19 protein-coding genes are annotated in these 21,881 nt (G+C 53.9%); 2 read left to right on the forward strand and 17 right to left on the reverse strand.

Annotated elements, in window-relative coordinates; all coding sequences use genetic code 11:
• Positions 1 to 17 precede the first annotated feature (17 nt).
• The 3 genes from Mal52_RS21175 to Mal52_RS21185 form a co-directional block, all read right to left on the reverse strand.
• Positions 18 to 2,558, reverse strand: a complete 2,541-nt coding sequence (locus tag Mal52_RS21175) for an outer membrane protein assembly factor BamB family protein (protein ID WP_145378510.1) — start codon at positions 2,556 to 2,558, stop codon at positions 18 to 20.
• Positions 2,559 to 2,816: 258 nt separating this feature from the next.
• A complete protein-coding gene (locus Mal52_RS21180; protein ID WP_145378511.1) occupies positions 2,817 to 3,032 on the reverse strand; it encodes a hypothetical protein in 216 nt (71 codons plus the stop codon).
• Between the two features lie 304 nt (positions 3,033 to 3,336).
• Positions 3,337 to 4,026 carry a helix-turn-helix domain-containing protein gene (locus tag Mal52_RS21185; protein WP_145378512.1) on the reverse strand — a complete coding sequence of 230 codons (690 nt, stop codon included), beginning with the start codon at positions 4,024 to 4,026 and terminating at the stop codon, positions 3,337 to 3,339.
• Positions 4,027 to 4,234: 208 nt separating this feature from the next.
• On the opposite strand from Mal52_RS21185, the gene Mal52_RS21190 reads away from it, so the two are divergent.
• Together Mal52_RS21190 and Mal52_RS21195 are read left to right on the forward strand one after the other, a co-directional pair.
• Entirely contained in the window at positions 4,235 to 4,474 is a 240-nt protein-coding gene (locus Mal52_RS21190; protein ID WP_145378513.1) for a hypothetical protein, read from the forward strand.
• A gap of 124 nt (positions 4,475 to 4,598) precedes the next feature.
• Positions 4,599 to 4,778, forward strand: coding sequence for a hypothetical protein (locus Mal52_RS21195; RefSeq protein WP_145378514.1), 180 nt, complete (start codon positions 4,599 to 4,601; stop codon positions 4,776 to 4,778).
• A 295-nt stretch (positions 4,779 to 5,073) separates the two neighbouring features.
• Here Mal52_RS21195 and Mal52_RS21200 read toward each other — a convergent pair whose 3' ends face one another.
• The 14 genes from Mal52_RS21200 to Mal52_RS21265 all read right to left on the reverse strand — a co-directional run bounded on the left by Mal52_RS21200 (position 5,074) and on the right by Mal52_RS21265 (position 21,284).
• Positions 5,074 to 6,732 (reverse strand): P-loop ATPase, Sll1717 family, encoded by a 1,659-nt coding sequence (locus Mal52_RS21200; RefSeq protein WP_145378515.1) that lies wholly within the window; start codon positions 6,730 to 6,732, stop codon positions 5,074 to 5,076.
• A gap of 202 nt (positions 6,733 to 6,934) precedes the next feature.
• On the reverse strand, positions 6,935 to 8,530 hold the full coding sequence (locus Mal52_RS21205; RefSeq protein WP_145378516.1) for an ArnT family glycosyltransferase: 1,596 nt from the start codon (positions 8,528 to 8,530) through the stop codon (positions 6,935 to 6,937).
• Between the two features lie 204 nt (positions 8,531 to 8,734).
• Positions 8,735 to 9,304, reverse strand: coding sequence for a hypothetical protein (locus tag Mal52_RS21210; protein ID WP_231962408.1), 570 nt, complete (start codon positions 9,302 to 9,304; stop codon positions 8,735 to 8,737).
• Between the two features lie 69 nt (positions 9,305 to 9,373).
• Complete coding sequence (locus Mal52_RS21215) at positions 9,374 to 9,937, reverse strand: hypothetical protein (RefSeq protein ID WP_145378518.1); 564 nt, start codon at positions 9,935 to 9,937, stop codon at positions 9,374 to 9,376.
• A 106-nt stretch (positions 9,938 to 10,043) separates the two neighbouring features.
• A complete protein-coding gene (locus Mal52_RS21220; RefSeq protein ID WP_145378519.1) occupies positions 10,044 to 10,226 on the reverse strand; it encodes a hypothetical protein in 183 nt (60 codons plus the stop codon).
• Between the two features lie 468 nt (positions 10,227 to 10,694).
• A complete protein-coding gene (locus Mal52_RS21225) occupies positions 10,695 to 11,105 on the reverse strand; it encodes a hypothetical protein (RefSeq protein WP_145378520.1) in 411 nt (136 codons plus the stop codon).
• Between the two features lie 279 nt (positions 11,106 to 11,384).
• Positions 11,385 to 11,975 carry a thioredoxin domain-containing protein gene (locus Mal52_RS21230; RefSeq protein ID WP_145378521.1) on the reverse strand — a complete coding sequence of 197 codons (591 nt, stop codon included), beginning with the start codon at positions 11,973 to 11,975 and terminating at the stop codon, positions 11,385 to 11,387.
• A 302-nt stretch (positions 11,976 to 12,277) separates the two neighbouring features.
• Positions 12,278 to 12,784, reverse strand: coding sequence for a hypothetical protein (locus tag Mal52_RS21235; RefSeq protein ID WP_145378522.1), 507 nt, complete (start codon positions 12,782 to 12,784; stop codon positions 12,278 to 12,280).
• A 114-nt stretch (positions 12,785 to 12,898) separates the two neighbouring features.
• Positions 12,899 to 13,558 (reverse strand): hypothetical protein, encoded by a 660-nt coding sequence (locus Mal52_RS21240; protein ID WP_145378523.1) that lies wholly within the window; start codon positions 13,556 to 13,558, stop codon positions 12,899 to 12,901.
• A gap of 156 nt (positions 13,559 to 13,714) precedes the next feature.
• Entirely contained in the window at positions 13,715 to 14,143 is a 429-nt protein-coding gene (locus Mal52_RS21245; protein WP_145378524.1) for a hypothetical protein, read from the reverse strand.
• A 341-nt stretch (positions 14,144 to 14,484) separates the two neighbouring features.
• Positions 14,485 to 15,630, reverse strand: coding sequence for a leucine-rich repeat domain-containing protein (locus Mal52_RS21250; RefSeq protein ID WP_145378525.1), 1,146 nt, complete (start codon positions 15,628 to 15,630; stop codon positions 14,485 to 14,487).
• Between the two features lie 173 nt (positions 15,631 to 15,803).
• Complete coding sequence (locus Mal52_RS21255; RefSeq protein WP_145378526.1) at positions 15,804 to 16,802, reverse strand: NADPH:quinone reductase; 999 nt, start codon at positions 16,800 to 16,802, stop codon at positions 15,804 to 15,806.
• A complete protein-coding gene (locus tag Mal52_RS21260; RefSeq protein ID WP_145378527.1) occupies positions 16,799 to 18,868 on the reverse strand; it encodes a glycosyltransferase family protein in 2,070 nt (689 codons plus the stop codon). Before Mal52_RS21260 ends, Mal52_RS21255 begins: the two co-directional genes overlap by 4 nt.
• Before the next feature lie 325 nt (positions 18,869 to 19,193).
• Positions 19,194 to 21,284, reverse strand: coding sequence for a hypothetical protein (locus Mal52_RS21265; RefSeq protein ID WP_145378528.1), 2,091 nt, complete (start codon positions 21,282 to 21,284; stop codon positions 19,194 to 19,196).
• Positions 21,285 to 21,881: the final 597 nt, after the last annotated feature.

The following is a 21,881-nucleotide window of genomic DNA, read 5'->3' on the forward strand; positions in this document are numbered from 1 at the left end:
TGCCGGCAGTTCACTGGTTACTTGTTGCCGATAACTTGGACGTTATCGATGAATAACTCCGCCTCCTTGGCATTTCCAAACAGGCCGGGGCTTCCGGTCAGATTGGGGACCATGTCGACCGCTTCGACGAGCCATTGCTCCGGTTCCGCCTCGTCCCGCTTCCAAACCTTGCCGCGTAGGACCGCTTTGCCGTCTTCAATCGCGGATTGCAGTTTCATTGTGTACCACACCTCCGGTTCCCATGTGAACGGAATCGTTTGGGCCATCCGCAATTGCGGCGGCCATGTGCGGATCTGCAATTGCTGACTATTCCCCATCAAGTCCAGCGTGTACCGCTGACCAATCAAACCGATGTCGGGCATTTTTCCATTTTTGCTCGCACCGAGCACGTCGGCTTGAATCGTATAGTCATGCAACCCAACGTGTCCCATCCAAGATTGGCTACGCGCCCCTTTGGGAATGGTTTTGATCTTGGTCATCACACCATTGCCATCCACCGGTCGTGTCCCTTGTTTGACAGTCAATTGAATGACGTCCGGTGTCGGCGTCGCCCAATCCCATTCGGCGACCACTTTTTCATCCGCCAATAACTGCAGCGCCGGATCGAGTGCCGCTTTCGCTTCGTCTAAAGTACGAATCGAATCCGAGCCATCCAGCCGTTCCAAGAACCGCAACAACGCGCTCCAAGTCATCCGTGGAGAATCGTCGGCGAATTTCGCAACCGGCCGGCCGCTGTTGATGTAACTGGTCATCAAGTAGATATACAGCTGTGAGGCCAACGGACTTTGCTGTTCCAGTTTTTTGAGCAAATCAAAGTCCAGAGCAATGTGCCGATAGCGCGCCCCCACCCAGGTCACCGGGACTTGGCCATCGTCGAATTCGAACTTCCACGGCAACGGCGGCACGATACGAATTCGAGCCGTGCCGGACAGATCGCCAACGTTGGCTGTGACTTTGACTTCGGAATGCGCGGGATCGTTGGAGGCTTCGTACTTCCCGTCTCCGCTGATTGTGCCAATGCCCTCGATGCTAAATTTCGCATCGTCGGCCACCTTGAGAAATTGCCCCCGTGCGTTGTAAAGCCGCGCTTGATACTGCAGCTTTTGTCCCGGCTTGAGCAAGGCTTCGACCGGTACAACTTGCACCTGCGTGGCGACATCATCTGCGGATACGGGAGTCACCTCCGCAGGGGCGGGACGCGGATCAGCTGTCGGCTGTTGATCCTTTTTCCCAATGCAGTACATGCCTTCGATGAACGGGATATAAATCCGACCATGCGAAATGACTGGCGAGCCATGTGAGCTTCTGTCTTTCAACATCAGCTTATGGACGATCTTAATCCGATCGTCTTCCAGTTTGAGGATGTGCCAGCGCCCGCCTGTGCTACAGACGTAAATCTTTCCGTCGGCATACACCGGGCTGCTCCGCATCATGCGGCCGATTTTCTTTTTGGCGATCGTCTTGCCTGTCTCAGGGTCAAGCACAATCACGCCGCCGCGGTCGTCGACCGTGACCAACTTGCCGTCCACCATAATGGGCGAACTTTTGCCGACCATCATCCGTTCGTTGCGCCAAAGTTCTTTGGATTTTGTCACATCTCCTTCACCAGTGCCGTCAATGGCGAACACAGCGCCCATTTTGGTGCCGACTAGGTTTTCTTCGCTATGCCCGGCAAATACCCGGTCTCCCACTACCAACGGCGTTACATTGATGCCTCGCCGTGAAACGTCGTAGGACCAAATCGGCTTGCCGGTTTGTGGTTGAAAGGCGTGCACGCCGCCATCGCCCGATCCGAAGACCAAGACTTCTTGGCCATCAATCGTCGCTAGCACTGGGCTACTGTAGTTTGTGTCATACGGCAGTAAACGTGTGCCGTTGAACCACACTGGCTGCCCGTTGCGTTTGTCGAATGCGATGAAGCGATGCGCCGGTTTGGCCATGTCGCCCCAATCAATCATAATCGCACTGATGATCACCAGGTTTCCATGGATGACCGGAACGTTGGTCCGTCCACCGTACGTGGTCAGCGCGCCGTACTCTTCGGACAAGGAGTGCGACCAAATCGTCTCGCCGGTCTCCCCATCGATGCATTGAAACAGTCCGCAGACACCCAATGCATAGACCCGCCCGGTTGTCGGATCGCCAACCACCGAGGACCAGCCGACCCGTTCCGCCGGGACATCCGAGAGATAAACATTAAATTTGTTTTCCCAAATCTTCTCGCCCGTCACAGCATCGGCGCAGACCACTTTTTCGCCTTCGCGGGGACTTGCCACGTCGTCCCGCGTGATGGTGTACAACTTGCCCCGCATGATGATCGGAGTCGAACGAGAGCCCAGGTACTCTTTGAACCACAAGACATTCTCACCGTCCGGTGACCAGGAATCCACCAGTCCCGTCTCGCGGGAAATCCCGTTGTATTCCGGACCACGCCAATGCGGCCAGTCAAGCGGATCGACTTCAAACGTCTCCTCCGCAGGCAGGGAACCGGGAACGGTGACCACGGCCGTGGCCAACGCTACAACGGCCAGACAGCGAACAATGCAAGTGAATCTCATGGCGGCCTCGCGAGTTGACTTGGTGGTAGGGGCCTCTGGGCAGAAGGCAACGTGTCGAAGGAGGGACCGTTGGGCAACGATCGCTTTGCCCTGGTTTGTTATCGTTAAAAATAACTGAACGGCGGCTGACCGGCAACCGGGTGGGAGCGGAATTGCGAGCGCAATCACGTAAACATCGGCACATATTTAACGAAAACAGCCCGCGGAGCGATGGGCTCAGCGGGCTGGACATTTGTGGAATAAAACACGGAGACGCGTTTATTCAGTCTTCTCTTCAGTACCGGCTGCGGCTTCAGGCGCGGGAACGTCGACACCCGTTTCTCCCTCAGCAGCTTCTTCAGCCGGTGCATCGGTCGTGCCGGTCGTGCTTCCGGCAGCCGGGGTTCCTTCCGGTTTCACACATCCGCCCATGCACGAAACCACAAACGCCAGCGACAACGCACCAGCCAACCATTTTCCTTGCAACAATTTCATCAGTCACTTGCCTTTACGAGGTTTTTGAAAGTCGCGAGCCATCAAATCAGCCCGGTCCCGGGACCGCAATTCACGCCGACATCTGGTGAATGGGTTTCGTACCGGGAAGCACCCACTTGTGCGCCGTTAATTATTAAAGAACACGGCCGAGCTTTGCAAGGACCCCGCCCGCTTCAGCGATGACAGCGAAATATCGCCCACTTGCCGTGGAATTGCCGGTTTTCTCCGGAAATCCTGGCAAGATTCCCCAGCGCCAACCGGCCAGGCGAATTCTGAACAAATTTGAACTTTGTCAGGCAACCGGCTAAAAATCATCTGGGGCCGCCCCTACTGCGGCATCGCCATCGTGCGGCATTTCGTCGCCATCGTCTTGCAATACCGGAGCCGACATGGGTGAGGGCATAGCCGCATCAAGCTCCGCCTGGACGAGACGATACAAGTTGGCAATCAACCCCGCAGCGACATCGGCATGGTGTGTTTCCAACACAACTTGCAGCTGATGAATCGTCTCGCGCTTGCGATTGATCTTGCGGGCGATCTCCAACACGCCTTGCTCGGTCAATGGACCACCGACGCCGAAAGTGCTGTAGAGTTCGTCCCACTCTTGCTGTGACCACCCCGCGAAATGCGCAGCTGCACCACGATAGGCGGCTTTTATGCAGGTATTTGTGCGCAAGTCGAACTTCGCCCGCGGATCGTCTTGCCGCCGTTCTCCCTCGGGCGGCCACCCCGGACCACCGGCGTCGACCGGCATCGCATCGGGTGAAAGTTCGTGCGGGTCGATCTCCAGCGCAACTGCCAGCTTATAGAGTGTAGAAGCCCGCGGCTTGGCGATGTCGCCCCGCTCGAGGTGATACACGGTTGTGCGCGAAACCCCGGCGACTTCGGAGAGCCGGTCCATATTCCAACCTTTGCGCATCCGAAACGCTTGCAACCGAACAGACAGGCTCTGCCGCGCGTTGACCGGCTCCCGCAAATCGGATTTTGACCCCATGGGCAATTCCCATCAATTTATCACAAATATGAACAAATCAGAACTTTGTTCTTGAATGATGTACAAATAGACAGTACCCTATCGGCGACAGAAAGTCAAACCGTTACGAAATATGAAACGCGGAAGGCTCTGCACGCTGCGAAACACATCGGCTTTCTGTCACGTTTGTCCCGTTTCCTGGTCCCCGATCACAAGGAAGAGAACAGCCATGGTTAAAGAAGCACGTTTTTCGTTCCCCGTTGATGAAGCGGGATTGTCTCCCAGAGACCTCTGTGACGATGTCGATGACGATCTGGATGATCTGGTCGACGACCATGACATGCCCCCGGCACCGGCGAGTCAAAAACGGACAAGTCGGCGACAGACGCCGATCGACAAGCGGACCGATCGGCGGCACCTTGCCGGAGCGGACTGGTTAACTGACGCCGATTTTCTGGATGAAGAATAGCCGACAGCGCGTAACCGGATTTGGAGTCCGCAGATCTCCTCCACATTCGCTGCTTAAAAAAGTACGCTGCCTAAAAAACAAACTCTGGAAATGAAGCCCGTTTCGTCAAGGAGAAGTTGCTCACATGCCAAATCATGAACTCCGCAAACAGATTTCACTGTTCGTACCACTCTCGCACTGGAAGGCCATCCGTCAAGAAGCCGCTCGCCGGAATATCCCCATGACGGAACTTTGCCGACGCTGGATGAAATCCGAGCTGACGGCTTTGTTGGATCAAAGCGGCACAAACAATCGCGGCCAGTAACACCGGCCAGTATCCCCCACGGCCCAGCGGGCGGGCCCACCGCCCTTCGAGCTTCGAGCTTGTGCAGGCCAAGCTCGGGGGCTTTGACTGGATTTTCTCGTAAGCGATCGATTCTCGGAGATAAGCAATGCTCGTTTGAATCGCCAAGACCGTTAATCCCGCTTGTGGGGCAATTTTGGGGGTCGAGTGGGTGCCCGATAACATGCGGAAGCGGCGAACGCCTAATAAACACTGGCAATAAGCAGCAAGTTATGTTCTCAGATCTCGGTCGGCTCACGGCCGTAGGCATTTCTTGCTAGCTACGCATATCGATGCCCACTGCGACGACATATTTCGGCGCAATCACAACGCTGGTATTGGAATCGATTTGGCGTCTGGTGACAGCCTGCCCTGTGTCATCTACCCACGACTCAGCCATGTCAGCAGAGGTCTTCAGGCCAACCAAACCGATATGGTAAAAACATTGAAATAGCGTTTTACGAAAGTCCTCAGGCTTGATCAGTTCATCGACTACACCGCGTGCAGAACTATGCAATATGCCTTTTCCGCCAGGAATATCAGAAACGATGTTAAGACACAAATCAACCACGTGTGCACTTCTAACAGTGTGAATCTTAAATGAAGTCGTGCGGCCGGATAGCAACTCAGTGAAGTCAACTAAGTCGGGATAATCTGCGTGCCACTCGTCTGCAAGAGCTCGCAGCCTGGCACGCGAATACTCCGCAACGGCCTTAGTAAATTCAGTTTCCGATAGTCCAGATTTATCAATTGCAACTAAAACGCAGATATTGAACAACGCAATGACATCACGAGGACGATCTGCAATTGAATAAATATATTCACCCAAGGATTCACCACGGTAGGTCTTTGGCAGCAAGTCCTTGTAGCCGACAGGCTTCTTTGTGTATCGTCGCCGAACGAGTTTCCTAACACGACTATCGAGCACTTCAAGAATTTGCTGCTTGCTCCAAGATAATGGTAGATAGAGGCCTTGGTATTTTTCTTCTTGAAAGCCAGACTCACGCGTTCGGCGGAAAACACGCTCAATTAGATCACGACGCAATGCAATTACAATTTTGGCGTGACTGACGGGGATAAACTCCCTCGCTGTCATTATCAGCCCCATAATGAGCTTGTAACGAAGGCGCTCCTCAACCCAATTCGCGTCTAAGCCGTCAATTACGATGTAGTATGTTTTTTGTTTGTCACTTAGCACCTTGTCAAGAAGCGAAAAGACTTGATGGAGGTCACGAACCTGCGTTTTGCTTACGACTTCTTGACCACGATTAATGACTTCAGCACGCTGCTCTTCGGAGAGTTTTTTGCCCTTTGACAGCTCGCCGCCAACATGCAATACATCTGTGCCAATGGTCGCCTTAAGTGATTGCTGAAGATCATTTTCTACTTTCTGCGTGATTTCTTTGATGCGAAACTCCGTCTCACTCCAGAAACTTTTGCCCCATTCTTCGAGGTAATCAATCGATTGTCGTAAGTCTGAGTCTTCTCTGTTGGAATGCGAAAAGAGCGTGCGAAGGCGATCGTAAATCGTTGGAGAGTTATCGCCGACTGGATGTTGGTCAAAGAATCGGGTAAGGATTTCTACGGTAAACACATGGCGCCAGAGGAGCTTATAGAACGGATCCAGATTTATCCCAAGTTCTGTAAAGAAATTCAACACGTTGGAGTTTGCAATATACGTAAGCGCAAGGTTCTCGGGCTTTATTTCAATAACACGAGCGCCGTCTGTCGTCTTCAGCTTATGTATGAGAGCAGTTTTCCCGGTACCAGTACGGCCAAGAATAATAACGTGCCGGTCTTCAGGGTTCGATAACAATTCCAAATCGCCTGTTTCAACGAAGCAGGAGTTGAGGAACTCTGCATCTTCCTCAGCACCGGGAGCACCGATGTTATCTGTCTTGCAGAAACGAAACTGTTTTGATGGTTTTGCACTCAAATATCTGCATCCTACTCTATGATAGCCCACGTCACCGGATGTGAACCCAAAATTAAATTTCGAGTGAGTACGACTGCCCGTGATACTTTTGTACCATCAGCAACATATTCAAAATGCCACGTTTAGTCCAGCATTATCGGCTAGGCGAACGCCAACGCATGCGTCAAAGGTCGTTTCGTAAGTCCGCTGCGTGACCGCCCCACTACCAGCGTGTGCCGGGGTCTGTTACGACCAAGACATGGAAACGCTCATAATCGCCGCGCCCCCAGGATATCGGCAAATAGCCAAAATAATTGCTGTAGAACCCTGCCCCATTGCTCATGACTTGTCCGCCCGGCTGCGTCTCTTCCAGCAATGAAATTGCCCGGCAGTGATACTTGGCCGTTTGTATGAAAAACGTTTCGCTGCAGACAATAGAATCGCCCTTGCGCGGCTGAAAGGCGGGACTCAGCACTGACTTGGCCCCAGCTTTTTCTGCATACCACTGAAAGCCCCAATGCCCCCCATACCAAACCGAGCCCTCAAGCGGTTTTGTCGCGACAAGTTCGCGAGCTGCGCGGCGACCGAAGTCGGTTCTGCTTGCATCGAAATCAATGATAAGAAATCCTAACAGCAGCGATCCCGCTAACCAGACTCCCAAACCGGCCCGACGGATCGAGCGTGAATAGTGACGGCTCTCCAGGATTAACAGCAATGCCAGGGCCGGGACCGACAACACCAAATACTTGCTGGGCATATGAATGTACAAACAGATGGGTAAGGTAATCAGCAGCCATAAGCCAAGCAGAATCCGTAGCGCGTCGCGACGTTGACACGCGTCATACAAGATGTCCACCAAGCTGACCGCCCCCAGCCCCGCCATGACAAACACCCACCAAGGCATGAGCGTGACCCAACAGATCAGCGTCGTGGGCAGCAGGGCCACCAGTGTTTGCCAACGAAACAGCTGCTTGCCCCGCATCAGCAACCACGGCACAGCCAATGGTAACGCTAAAGTGAAGTGACCACAGAACGCCAGAAAATTACTGCTCGCACTTCGCAGGTTCAGAAAGCTTGTGGTTTGAGCCAGATTATTTGTCTCTGCCGCGGTATCCCCTGTCACCCAAGACACAACAAGCACAGCGGCCGGAATGGCAGCCAAAGCAGCCACGCTCAACCACCAGACAGATCGTTTTGCAATTTGCCCCTTTAGAGGCAGTACCAGCGTCAGCGCACAAATCCCGACAATCCCCGCCGTATGCGAACGGGTCAATACCGCGAGGCTCAAAAACACAAACGCCAAAAATGCCTGATGCCACTTTTGATGAGCCTGAAATGCCAGCCAGCGTTCCAGCCCCGCAAGGGCAAACGCAAGCCCCGGAATGTCCGGCATCGCAGTGCTGCTCATCGCAATCACGGTGGGCGTGGCCACCAACATCAGTGAGGAGACGAGAGCCTCATTGCGGGAAAACCCGAGCAACAAGGCAATCCGCACCATGGAATAGGCCGACCAGCAGAGGAAGAGGGTCACCGTCAAATGCGCAACCCACTCCGCCCCATCCGCCAGCACCGTCGGCACTAAGATGTATGCCATCATCGGCCCCGTCGGCGAGAGGATGGAAGCGCGATCAAAGCGATCATTCCAAGCGATGTCGAACGAGGAGGGATGCCAAGGGTCGGTCAAGACATGCTGTGCTTGAAACAGAAAGTAAGGATCATCAATCGCGAATGCTTTGTTGTAAAAATAGCCGAAAAATGCGAACGCGATGATGATCGCCGGTAAGGCGGAGACCAAGGAGGTAGACGGGTTCAACTTCAATACTCACCTCGGTGCGGTGCAGTGATCCCGCTGCGTCTTATTGATGAAATGACTGATCTGAAGAATCGAGTCGTGCTCTTGAATCGAAGACAGGATGGGTCGGTGCGTGAAATGGGTCAAATTCGCTTGGGAGCGGGTAAGAACCTATGCTTCAGAAGCCGCTTGATCCACCGCTCGCATGCAATGTGATGTTATCCCAGGGTATCACACTGGTTCGAGAATTTCGTAGTCTTTTCCCGCCGAATTCGGTAATTCCATGTCGTAACGAATTCCAGTCAAAGACGCGAATAAATCAATGGGCACGTCGAATACGTGATCAACATCGTCGTCATCGTCAGCCTGCTCTCGGAGCTTGGCATCGCGGATTGCAACGTATCCATCAGGAGGTTCACCATCCGTTACCAAATGTGCTGGCGATTGCTGTGCGTCATGGAAGACAATCCACTTTTCCACTCCGTTTTCCCATCCCGTTGCAAAACTCGACATGCACGTCTCGTTCACATCGCAGAACAACAGTTCAGAATTAGCAGATAATTCGGCCAAGGCTTCGCTATGAGGTCGCGGATAGTCATTTAGGTACAACAGTTCCCAGCCAGTGGAAACCGTGGCACCGCAAACCGGAGACTCGGCAATCTCTTCATGCTGGCCAGTTCGTCGGACGCCATATCGTTCGTATAGCGTATCAGCGTCAATTCCACGAACGGCGATCAGTGCGATACGGAAGCCCATAAAATGTCCAACGATGTTCTGAGTGGGGGTAACGACTAAGTTCAAGCGGCGGGCACATTTGACATTAACTTCAAAACCAACGTCGTCGCCCGCTCGCTCGCGTACAACGCCTGGTTATGCCACACGTAGTTTGGTTCGTACACAGATCTCTTTTGCGATCGGTTCTTCGTTGATGGCGGTGTAGACGAAGAACCCACACCCGTCAGTATAGACGATTATTCGCTGATCGGTATCCGTACCGATTTCGAAGGCGATATCGAGGTCCACGATGGCTTGCGCCGGATTGACGCTTGGTGGCTGTGAAGGATGTGAAAATATTGGACCATAATCGATGCCTTCTGGAATCGTGGCGTCGTTGGAGGTGATCGAATTCCCAATTCTCGGCGGCGAAAACACAACGACGGTCGAGAGTATCCACAACGAAGTCATTGTCCCCAATCCAGACGCGATTGTTTCGAATTCAGATTCAACTGGTTCTATCAGCTTGGGGCGAGTGACATCAGCGCATTCGTGGTCATCATCCGGTGTAGCGATTTCTTCGGGAATGATGAGGACATCGAATGTGTCGGTAGCAAGTTGGACAGCCCAACGATCGGTGGAAACGGCCATCAGTTGGCGACCAATCAACAGAGCGAGTCGTTCGCGTTCCATCTCGGGGATATTCGCATCATATCGCATCAATCGAACTCCGGATTCTGTGGCATAACGTCTAAAATCACCGGGTGGTCGCCAGCGACGTGGATTCGAGATTCTGATCGGACGGCAACTCCGGGGCATGGTTGTGTTATGCGTCTTGGACGAGCAGATGTCGACAGCAACGCCGTAGAATCATGCAACTTGGCAGAGCTAACAGCAGAAACCAACTGGCAACGACAATGTACGGGATCACTGCTGTCTCGTACTTGATGATGCACGCGAGAATGATGAGAAATGTTGCGACGGTGTACGATGCGGTGAGTATCGTCATGGGGTAGATGAATCCGATGATCGTCGCCCGCTTCAGTTTAGATTGAAGAGAAAACGAATCCACAAACTGAATGGAGCGAACCCAGATCATTATCGATAGAAGCACGGCGGCGGCCGATGCGGCAAGTCGATATGTTGCCGAAGTTGTTGATGCAACTTGCAGCAAGGAAATCGCAGACACAATTAAGGCGGTTGGTAGAAATCCAGCAGCGTCACCAGCATTCAACGAACGAGGACGGAGCGGTGATTTGGTTTCTGGTATCGGGAAGAGGTACTCCGGCGCCCAGAGCGGTGCGAAAACCACAAGGCATAAGGCCGGGCCAATTGCGAGAGTATAAATGAATGCGTCTTTGAGCTCGACTATCATCCGACACCTTGAGGCATCACGATCAGGATCACCGGGCCGAGAATTGACGTGAACGAGCGAAGCGAGCCAGCCCGGCTGTTCCAGCTCCGGTCCATCCGTTTGTTATGTTTCGTGCCACAAAACGTAGATCGTCAGAGTGCTATTGTCGTTTTCTGTGAATCCAATGTTCAAGCCCCGGGTTCCTTGAGACTTTGGTGGAGGCACGGTGAAGTTCCCGCCAACGAGTGTTTGGGAAGAAACGTCCCACCAGTCATCTTTGGCATCTGGATCTAGAGCATAAACGCCAAAGTCAGATTTGAATTTCGCGGAATCGACATGGGTTGCGTCAAAGATTTTCGATGGGTCGTCAGTCTTTGCGAGGAATTTGAAGCGGATGACATCGTCCATTCCCGATTGGAGGGAGAACCCGAGTGGTTCGATGTCCAGATCGGGATTGATGTACATCACATCACGGCAGTATTGAATCTCTTCTGGCGACGGAGTCGCCGTGCTTTTGGGGTTGGGAAATCCCATGAAGTCGGTTTGGCATCCGAGCAGACAGCATGCTGTGAATATTAGACAGGTACGCATTTCGCTTCTTAGAAATCTAACTTGTCTTCCACTCAACAATCCACCTGGAGAGTAATCCGGACAAGCTTGGTGGTCAATTGCAGAGATCACGTGGGTGGCCTCAAAGACTTGTTCGAGCCATTGGAGTTTTTAAGTATCGTTGGCAACTTTGCAGGCCGGCCGTCCGGCGACTTCTTAAACAGCGTTAGAGTCTAGCTGGATGACCGGGCGTTTGCCAATTTTTTAGCCGGCCCGTCTCCCGTGACCGTTCTCGTCACTGCGCATCCCAGCAATGAGCCGGATGCTGCCGTAGATGACGTGCACACGATCCCGAGGCAACCGGGAATCATTCAGGATGGCATCTGGCGGCACCTTCAAAAGCACTTTTCCGTTTTGGATGCACTGAAGGGCGGCATCATGTTTCAGCTTCAAATAGTCATCCCGCCATGAGCCGTAAAACACAGACGTTCCGTCCTCCCAAAATTTGTCGAAGCGTGGGAGATGACGACAGCACGCGTGTGGACAACACCAAGCGTATCCATCACCTTTGAACTCAACGAGCAGTGCGTCATCGGGATTGGCCAACAACTGCGAGCGAACGTGTCTCCATTCGACAACGCGCAGGTCTCGTTTCATCGAACGCCGAAACGCCCACTTTCGAGGTAGGTTGGCGATCATACTTGGAAGAACCAGGACGAAAATAACGTACCCGAATACCGCGAATCCATAAAGCGTCCCGAAGATGACAATCGGCGGACCAAGCATAATTTGGATCGGCAACGACTGTGCGCCCAGCCATGTGTAGATGTTATTCTCGCTGTTATGTTCGCTCATGGTAAGAGGTTTTCAACTTCCTCCAGTTGATGTCGTTAGGAACCGCCGCTCCGGCCGCCGTACCTCTGTAGCAATTTCACCTTCTCCGTTTGCCCGCGAGCCATTGCGATGTCCAGGGACGCAGTGGTCCGTCTGTGCCGGACGTCCCCCACTCACTCGTGGCGACTGCGTTGTGCCTAGAACCAGTTTCAAAACCCGGGCGTGCCTGTTCAGGAATCTATAATACAAGTGTTTGCGTGACGCGTCAGAGGGTTTTGAAACTACTTGTAAATAGCATCAACCTGAATAATCCGCGATTAAAATCAGTCGAAGTCGATGATTGAAGAGGAAAGCAAGGCTCGAACTTTATTCTGTGCCTCGCTGGAAAGGTTACCGGGTGGAACGTAGATAAATTGCACACCGCGAAAACGAGAGAGTCGGCTGATGTCGGAGTCAGTCGGAAAGTCGCCCTCAAAATTAAGTGAGTTCAGGCCCAACTCGCTAATCGTGTCCAATTGCCGATCTGTAAGTGAATCATATGCAAGCGTAAGTGCTTCTAGGTTGCGAAGGTCGGGCAGCAGGGCGAATGTCGTTTCCTTTGGCACCTCAGCTGGGATCTCAAGCTGCACAATGGGGGGACGGCCGGTGATAATCTCTAGAAAGCTAACCCAGTCGTCGCCCTCCGCGCCCAATGAACACAGCGTTTCGTACGACGCGTATTCACGCTCTGCGGCACGTCGTACTGTGAGGATAGAGACGACAACAGCAACGCACACCACAATCGCGATGCATGCCGGTATTGTCGAACGACGGTTGGTAGCGTTATTCATAGAAAACAATGTGCCTAACAAGGTTGGTCCAGAAAGTGTCGTAGACCCAGTTGTGCCGGATGAAACCCCACTCGCAACGGTCGGTACAACGGGGCCTGCGCCACTTCGATCAGATCATACGATTCGACTGTTGTAAAAAACACAGGTAAAGTAGCGCGATCGTTTTCGGATGGCCAACCAGGCGCTCGTGCAGCATGCAAGGAAAACGACCACTCCAATCATTGCACATCCCGTGCGCCCCACGAGGAGTAACAGTCCACCGTGTCGAACACGACCAATGACGACCGGATCCCACATCATGACGACCGCATAGAGACAGACTAATGTCATGATGGCCCCAAAAAATTGGGACCACGCAACCGACAGCACGCTGGCTAACTCATCAGAGCACTTCACAGGAGTAGTCACTGAGTTGCCGATCGCCGAAAGCAGTTGCTTTTTATCTTGGTCCGAGGCGATGCATGTCCTCGCAGTTTTGCGTTTGTTTCCGTCGTGGTAGGTCAAGACGATGTCGGGTGAAAAATCGCTCCAGACGATCTTTTCCAACTGTTCGATCGGAAAGGCTGTAGCGGTATGCTGAATCATCTTTAACGTGGCAAGCACTTCATCAACAGTCGCCCCGCCCACCAGCCGCAACCGCGCGACTTCGGTGCCATAAAGCACGCTCACAATACGCAATTTGCCCTCCTCAATGGCGGTGATATGCAGCGGCCCCCCGGGATAGTCGTTGACATAGCTGGTGCAAAGGAATTGTGGATTAGGCTGCGCATCCATTTGGGCGAAATCTCCAATTACAAGTCGGGCCTAGCAGACCGTTGGAGGGATTTGAGTATTTTTGGCAACATTACGGGCAGATTTCGCGGCGACTTCGTCGGCCGAAATCGAATCTATCTGGGGCCCCCACGCATGTCTTGGTCGCCTGCCGTTGTGTCACCAAAACTTCCACCACGGCTTTTGGTGCGTAGGCAAGACTTCGTCTTTGGTATCCAATACTTCTCCCCCTGGGCCGTACTCCTCGCCGTCATCACCCAAAACCTTGGCGTCCACACTTGATGCAATTTGGTACATTTTTCTAAGGATTTCGTCGTCAGGATTCTTAACCGAGATACGGCCTCCCCAAAAGTCTAACCAAGCCTTGATGCCCGACACATCGTAGCCCGAGTATGCGGTCCATACAGCAAGTCCTTTGTTTTCATATCGAATCACGTCGCCATGTGGTGTTCGCACCTCGGCCTCGTTGTCCATCCGCATGGTATCATCCGCCGCAACGTAGTCACGCCATTCTTCAAACGAGATTCCGCCGCCGACTTCCTCGTCCGACCACTCGTCGTTTCGAGAGATGTGAATATCGTAACCCATGAGGAACACTCGGTAAAACAACTTAAATTTCTCTACAATCGAAACAGTGAGTGACGTCGGTCAACCGGTTAGCTAACGCAAACCATGTTCGACAATCAATCTCACAAACTGTCAGGCGGCTGCCTGACCTACTCGCTGTGCCGGACGCCCGCCACTCACAACGGCCGGTTTAACCGGCCCAACGTCACTTTATTCCGTTTTTTAATAGTTCAATTAGAATTTGGATCACCGTGAAAACGCCGTTTCGCGATGAGAACATTGAGTCGAATGTCGCGAACCGGGATGGTCAGCTTGAGCTTACTGTTGAACGATTAGGTAAGTCGGCAACGTGGATGAATTGATCAACGCGTCCAGAAAATCTGAGAAGTTGAATCATCTAGGATGTAGCAATAGGGTAGGGCGACCTTGAGTTTTTTGATTCCTGCATTCGTGACTTGGGTGTTGTAGAGATACAGCCCTTGAAGGTGGGGCAGCCCTCGGAGATGCTCAAATCCAGCATCACTGACTTGGGTGTTTTCGAGCGATAGGATTCTAAGCTTGGTCAGCCCTCGGAGATGCTCAAGCCCAGAGTCACTGACTTGAGTGTTGTCGAGAGATAGGGTTCCAAGGTGGGTTAGCCCTCGGAGATGCTTAAGCCCAACGTCACTGACTTGGGTGCTATCGAGCAATAGGTGGTCAAGGTTAGTTAGCCCTCCGAGTTGCTCAAGCCCAGCGTCACTTACTTGGGAGTTTTCGAGATACAGCTGATGAAGGTGGGGCAGCCCTCGGAGATGCTCAAATCCAGCATCACTGACTTGGGTGTTTTCGAGCGATAGGACTCTAAGCTTGGTCAGCCCTCGGAGATGCTCAAGCCCAGAGTCACTGATCTGGGTGTTGTCGAGCCATAAGATTTCAAGTTTGGTCAATACTCGGAGATGCCTCAAGCCCACGTTACTGACTTGGGTGTTACTGAGCGATAGAATTTTAAGGTTGGTCAACGCTCGGAGATGCTCAAGCCCAGCGTTACTGACTTGGGTGTTACTGAGCGATAGAATTTTAAGGTTGGTCAACGCTCGGAGATGCTCAAGCCCAGCGTCACTGACTTGGGTGTTTTCAAGAGACAGGGCTCCAAGGTTGGTCAGTCCTCGGAGACGCTTAAGCTCAGTGTCACTGACTTGGGTGTCGTTGAGGTATAGATCTTCAAGGTTAGCCAGCTCTCGGAGTTGCTCAAGCCTAGTACCACTGACTTGTGTGTTGGATAAACCAACTGAGTATACCCTCTCGAACACTCCCAAATACTGATCATCCACCACATCTGGAATCCAGGCAGGACGGACGATCTCCCATTCGATTGATCCGCCAAGCATTTTAACTTCTGCTATCACCGTTTGATTACGATGATACGGCAACCACACCATCAACGCACCACCGCCAATCAGTAACACCACAGCGATGAGCACCAGAGTGCCCGTGCGTGGCAGACGACTTTTGGGCGTGGTTTCGGTCATTGTGTACGCTCTGATGTGACCTCTGTGTATTCACCGATCAACATCGAGTAAGTAGGGCAGGCTCCCGCCTGCCGTTGGTTAGATTGGTCACGAAATCGCATCTGCGGCAGGCGGGAGCCTGCCCTACGTCACTTTCAAATTGATCCGTATCACGCTCGTAATACGCCCCCCAATCAAACCGTAACCACAATCTTCCCCGACAAACCCCCACTCCCTTGCAGCGTGCCTTCTTCCTGCAATTGATGCGCCGCTGCTGCTTCGCTGAGGGGGAATCGCTGGCCGATGTTTGGTGTCCAGCCGCCTGCTTCATATAAGCGGTGGATGCCTGCGGCGCATTCGCGTTGTTGTTCCGCGCTGGCGTTGAACATGGCGAAGCCGAGGTAGCTGAGGTCCTTGGTGTAGGAGGGGCCGACGGGGAACTCGGGGCGGGCGTCGCGGCCGGCCATGAAGATGATGCGGCCGCCCATCCGCATCAGGCTCACGGTCCGGTCAAAGTCTGGCGAACGTTGTGTTTCATACCAGAGGTCGATGCCGCCGTGCGGTTCGATGAATTGGCGGATCTCGTCGTCCATGGTGGGCGAGTGGTAATCGACGACCAAGTCGGCGCCTAATGCTTTGCAGGCGGCTTGTTTTTCGGCGTTGCCCACGGTGGCAATGACCGTGGCGCCGGCTCCCTTGGCCAATTGCACCACCGAGGACCCCACGCCGCCGGTGCCGCCGTTGACGAACACGATTTCGCCCGCTTGTAGACGTCCGCTGCGGAACAGTCCCAAGTGCGCGGTGATGCCCACCAGCGCCCCGGCGGCGGCGGCTTCGTCGCTTTGGCCGGCGGGTGTGGGATACAACCATTGCTCATCGACGGCGGCATATTCGGCGAATGTCCCCGGGCGGCCGATCAATCCTTGATTGCTGCCCCACACGCGATCGCCGACTTTGAATCGCGTCACCCCCTGCCCGACCGCTTCGACCTCTCCCGCCAGATCGCAACCGATGATGTAGGGAAACTCAAGCGGCAAGGCAATCATGCCGCTACGGATGTAGGTATCGATCGGATTGACGGCGACAGCGGCGACTTTGACCAAGACCTGATTGTCGGTCGGCTGCGGTTGCGGCTGGTCCCCGTATTGAATGCAATCGGGGCTGCCGGTGGATGTGATGAATGCCGCTTTCATGGCGTCTCGCTTTGTTTTTCAAAGTAGTTGAATCGACCGGGGTGCCAATATCGCAGATGGCCGACGATGGCCCAGAGCAGCAGCGTCGCCACCGTGATGGCCGCCCCCCAGTATAAAGAGACGGGGCGGTAATTCCATGTGACCGTGTGCGTTCCGGGCGGGACCTCAACGCCACGATAGAGTCCCGCCGCCGTGGTCGCTGCTGCAGGTTTGCCATCGATGTCGACTTGCCATCCGGGATATTCCAAATCTGTTAACACCAACATCCCGCCATCTTTGGATGCGGCGCGGATGACGATGTGACTGGGGCGATAGGTTTCGATTTCAACCGTTGCCTCCGGCGATGGCGATTCCCAATACGCTCGCCCGCGCGTCTCGCTGAGTTCATAAAGAAACAACGGATCATTCGGAGAGCGGGCCCAGGCGCGATGCAGAAACGGATCGACTCCATACCACAACAACCGCATCGGCCAACCCAAGGACTCCAACGACTGCCCACTTAAAACATGCGTAACCCCCGCTTGCTGTACGGCCGCCAATTGATCGGCTGGAGGCGGAGCGTCCAACGGAAACGGAGCGGGCAGCGACAACGACTCGTCAAAATACTCCGCCGGCCCCAAACCCAAGTAGACGGGATACGACGCCGTGCCGAGGATGTTGGTCAGATTCGCCCCCGGTGCATAGAGACGCGTCGGACCCGTGAATTCGGCTAATTTCTGCGCAACGGGACTTTCGTCGACGTGCCGCAGCGGAGCGTCGGACAGCATGACAACATTGGTGACAGCGCGGCTGACGTACCACAAATCGGCCGTCGTCGCTGCAAACACAACCGCCACCAGCACCCACCGTCCCAGCAGATTCATGCGCTGGCAAATCGCATCGAGCGCGGTCCCAGCGAGCAATGCGAATGCCAGTGTCACGACAATGCCATAGCGTCCCGGTCCCATAAAGAAACTGAACCCCGGCAGATATTGCGTAACCGGCAACAACCATCCCGGGGTATACAGCAATGCCGCAATACCCAGCCCGATCCAGAAGATGATGTGTCGCGAAAACAATTTCCGCCGCAAAAAGACAATGCCCGCTAACACCACTACCAACGGGGCGAGACCGAAATACAAATGTGCTTCGACTTTGTTAGTCATCGCTGAGTCGGGTGGCAGGTTTTCATTTAGCACGCGATCGAGATCAACGTCCGCGCGGTACCATTTCCAAGGCATCACAACCTGCGACCAATACCAGACCGGCATATGTCCGTAACCGGTGTTCGCCGACGCGCTGCGCTGGCTGCGGCCACGGAGTTCCCAGGTGGGGGCTAATTGAATGGCGGCGAGTGAGAATCCTAAGACCATGGCGGTCAGCAAACCGGTTGCACAGCGGCTACGCAGGGCGCGTGTCTCTTCGGGAAGACTGGCCGCCGTGAACCACAAGCGCAATGGGATGTAGGCCAGCAGCACCAATTGCGTGATGAACGCCAAATTGAAATGCCCCGCCAACATCGACAGCGCCAGCGTCAACGACAGTACAAACAGCCATAGCCACCGCCGCGATTGCAGAAACGACTCCGCCGCCCACAGCGAGGCGGGAAGCCACGTTCCGCCGATGATCGCCCATTCCAAACACATTCGCGGTGGAAACCAGCCGTAGGTATAAACCAGCGCGACCAACACCGCTGCCAGCGCGCGCAGGCCAATGGCACGAGCGTACAACCACGTAAAAATAAACGCCAATACGTAATGCAAAATCTGGTTAGCAACGTAAGCGCCGTTGGCCTCAAAGATGCGATAGAACACCTGGTTGGGCGGATAGAGCACGCCGGTTTGGCTTTCGGCGATGGCCGGATAACCAAAGCCGGTGCGATTGTTCCAGGCGGCCAGTTCGCCCGCAGCGAGGCTGTCGGCGAAGAAGGTTTTTTGCGGGAAGAAGTAGGAATACGTATCCCCCCCGATCAACCCACCCCCTTCCCAAAGCGGCAGCCAGAACAGCACGGTGAGCGCCACTGCAGTCAGCGTGACGTAAAATAGGCTGCGAACCTCGGAGGATTCCGGAGGAGAGTTTTTTTGCACGATGCGGGCCGATGCGAGGGGACAGATTTCATGGGCGGAGACATCCCCGCACTGACAAACTGATTTTAACTCAGCACCGCCCTGCCGCAACCAAGCTAGAGTGATTCACTGACCCACGACCGAGCACGAGTGACTCCTACTCATGACGCGTTCCGGGAGGGCGAAGCTCCTGCTGAGCCGCATTGGTTCATTGGGCGTGATTTGCGAAATCTTTTGACGAATAATACGAATTGGTCGCGCGCGGCTCGGCGGGAGCCTCGCCCTCCCGGGACGCTTTTTGTTCTGGCTTGTCACCAAGTTATGAGGCGTATTCTTCGCCGCTACGCTATTTTTCAGACCAGCCGGGTAATGAGATTGTTGTTTGGTAATTCGAATAATTGTAGAGCGGATTACGCGTTGGCTTATACAGTTTTCCGGGGAGTGGGTTGTTGCTTTGTGTGTAGACCCACAGTTCGTTGGGACCCCAGACGACGATTTCATCGCGGCAATCGCCAGTGATATCCAAGACCGCATTGCACATGTCGGGATGACCGTCGTTGGGAAACCTGACAACGCGGCGGCCCCAACCGTCCCACATTCCGCCTTCGCGGACGTTGGGTGAGAGGACGAAAAATTCCGGAGGCTGACCGGTCCAATTGATCGGTAAACACATACTGCCGTGTTGGCACGGTTCGATGTCTTTGTAAATGTCACCGCGAGCATCATAGTAATGCACGATACCCTGATTGCCCCAATAATTAATCGAGACCGCTTCTAAGCCGGGCATGTCGGTGCGAAAATCGCCGACGACCGGGTTTTGCACGTGTCCGAGGTAATGGTGCTTGATGATGTTACCTTGCATGTCGGCGAAGAACATGCCTTCGTCGCTAGCGGCACACAGGATCCGCGGCTCATCGTCCGGACCACCGAAGCGAACAACGGCGATCCCGTCGGCATGGTCTTTGACTTTGTGGTCCAATGACCACAGATGCTTGCCATCGCCATCGAATAGGTTATAGCCGATGGCCAATTCATCGCGGCCATCTCCGTCGACGTCGTAGGCAATGGGATAATGCCCGGTGTTGCATTCTCCGCTCCACATGATTTCTAAACGATCATTCAGCGCCCAAAAATGCCGGTAGCGGTCTTTGATGATGATGTCGCTGTCGTGGCCCGTGCCCCGCAAATCGCAAAAGTAGAGCGAATCGCCTAAAATGCGGGGAAACTTGTCGTAGGGGGCCTTCGTGGTCGCCGGCGTTTTTGGCGTGGGGGCTTTGTAGAGCGTTTTTCCAGTGGTACCGTCGGCGACGATGATTTCCATGTTCATGCAGTAAATGACTTCAGCTTTGCCGTCGCCATCCAGGTCGTGAATTTGAAATCCAACATCGTTGGTGAGGTGGTCCTTCCAGGGATCGGGTTCGCCAACTTGCCACAGTTGTTCACCGTCTAACGTCATGGCGGTCAGACAACTCAATTCGCTGTTGCGATCCTTGGGACCATGATGCCGCACTTGTCCAAACAACACGTCGACCTGACCGTCGTTGTTGAGGTCGCCGAAACGGAGATTGCGGCCAACGCCGAATTCTTCGGTTTGGATTTTCTTCCAGACCACCGGTTGCGGATTCGCTGCCTGCAGTTTTTGCAATTCCGCTTCGCGCTGGGCGATGGCGTCTTCGACGCGCTGCAGCTCATTTGCCGTGGTCGTGACTTTGACCTGATGGAAACGGGTTGGCACATCTGCCATCAAACCGATCTTGCCGGATTCATAGGTCGCATCGGTCGCGGTCAGTGTTGGGCTATCAACAAATTGGGCTTTGATGTTTTCACCATCGACTTGAATGCGGGCGACGAGTGGTTCTCCCGGTTTCCAGTCAAATTTTTCGGACGCAAGGATTTTTTCGTACGGTTTGCGGTAGGCGGTCGCGTGCCGGACCATTTTCAGAATCGCCTGATCGCCATCGACGCCGAAAAAGTAATAACAGCGATCATTGCGATAGCGAAACACGACGCCGCTTTGGTCGCGATCCGATTCGGGCACAAAGCGGACTTCGCAAGCATAATCCCGCCAAGCTTCGTCACCGGCAACAACCATGGGATGGGCATGCTTGGTTTTGACGTTGTCGTAGATTTGGGCCAAAACCGCTTCGCCGTCCTGCTCAAAGACCTTCCACGCCCGCTGGGAACTGATGCGCGAGGTGAAAGAGGTGACGCTCCAATGCCCTTTGGGAGCACTATCGGGCAGATAATGGTATTCGGTGTGCGCGCCGACCAGACTGGAGAATTGCCCCGGTTTCAGATCAGCGAAACCGTCCTCCAACAGAATCTGTTCCTCGACGCTCTCCTCAGCAGCAACTGCGGCACTTGCAATAGCCACAACTGCCAACAGGGTGAGAAACAGCACGGCATATTTTTGCCACAGGGATTGGGTCGTTTGCAACGTAGGATCCTCATCAGGGGGACATCAAGCACAGGCCAATTCCACCGCCAACGCGCGGACCGCCTCCCTATCAAACCTAATGAGATTGCAACGGGAAATCAAACGAGTAACGTTCCCATGAATCAAGCCGTGATGCACGTATTCCCATTTGCAGAAAAGAAAGACTCACGCAAAGCCGCCAAGGCCTGAGCGCAGCCTGTGGCCGCGACTCAACCGGGGCGATATTTCCTTAGCCACAGATTGAACACGGATAAAACACAGATTAACGGGTGTGAAACCGCAACATCCCAAACCGACGGCTTGCCGTCGCATTGTGCGTTCCGTGCCAGACCACGTACCGGTGTAATTTTTGATACAAAATAAAAGGGGATTGAATTGGTGGAAGATTTCACAGCGCGTGTGGCGCGCAAACTTTGACCGTTTGCAGTGCAAAGAAGGGACCGGGACAAACCGATTCAGAAATGAACGCTGCGTGGCGCGGATATCGTTTTTGAACGAAAGTTGCTTTAGTAGATAGCGCTCGAGCGAATCAAACCGCTGCTAACCGCATTGACATCGCAAATCTCTTTGCGAGCTTTGCGACTTTGCGTGAGGTTT

Source organism: Symmachiella dynata (assembly GCF_007747995.1).
Taxonomy (GTDB): Bacteria; Planctomycetota; Planctomycetia; order Planctomycetales; family Planctomycetaceae; genus Symmachiella; species Symmachiella dynata.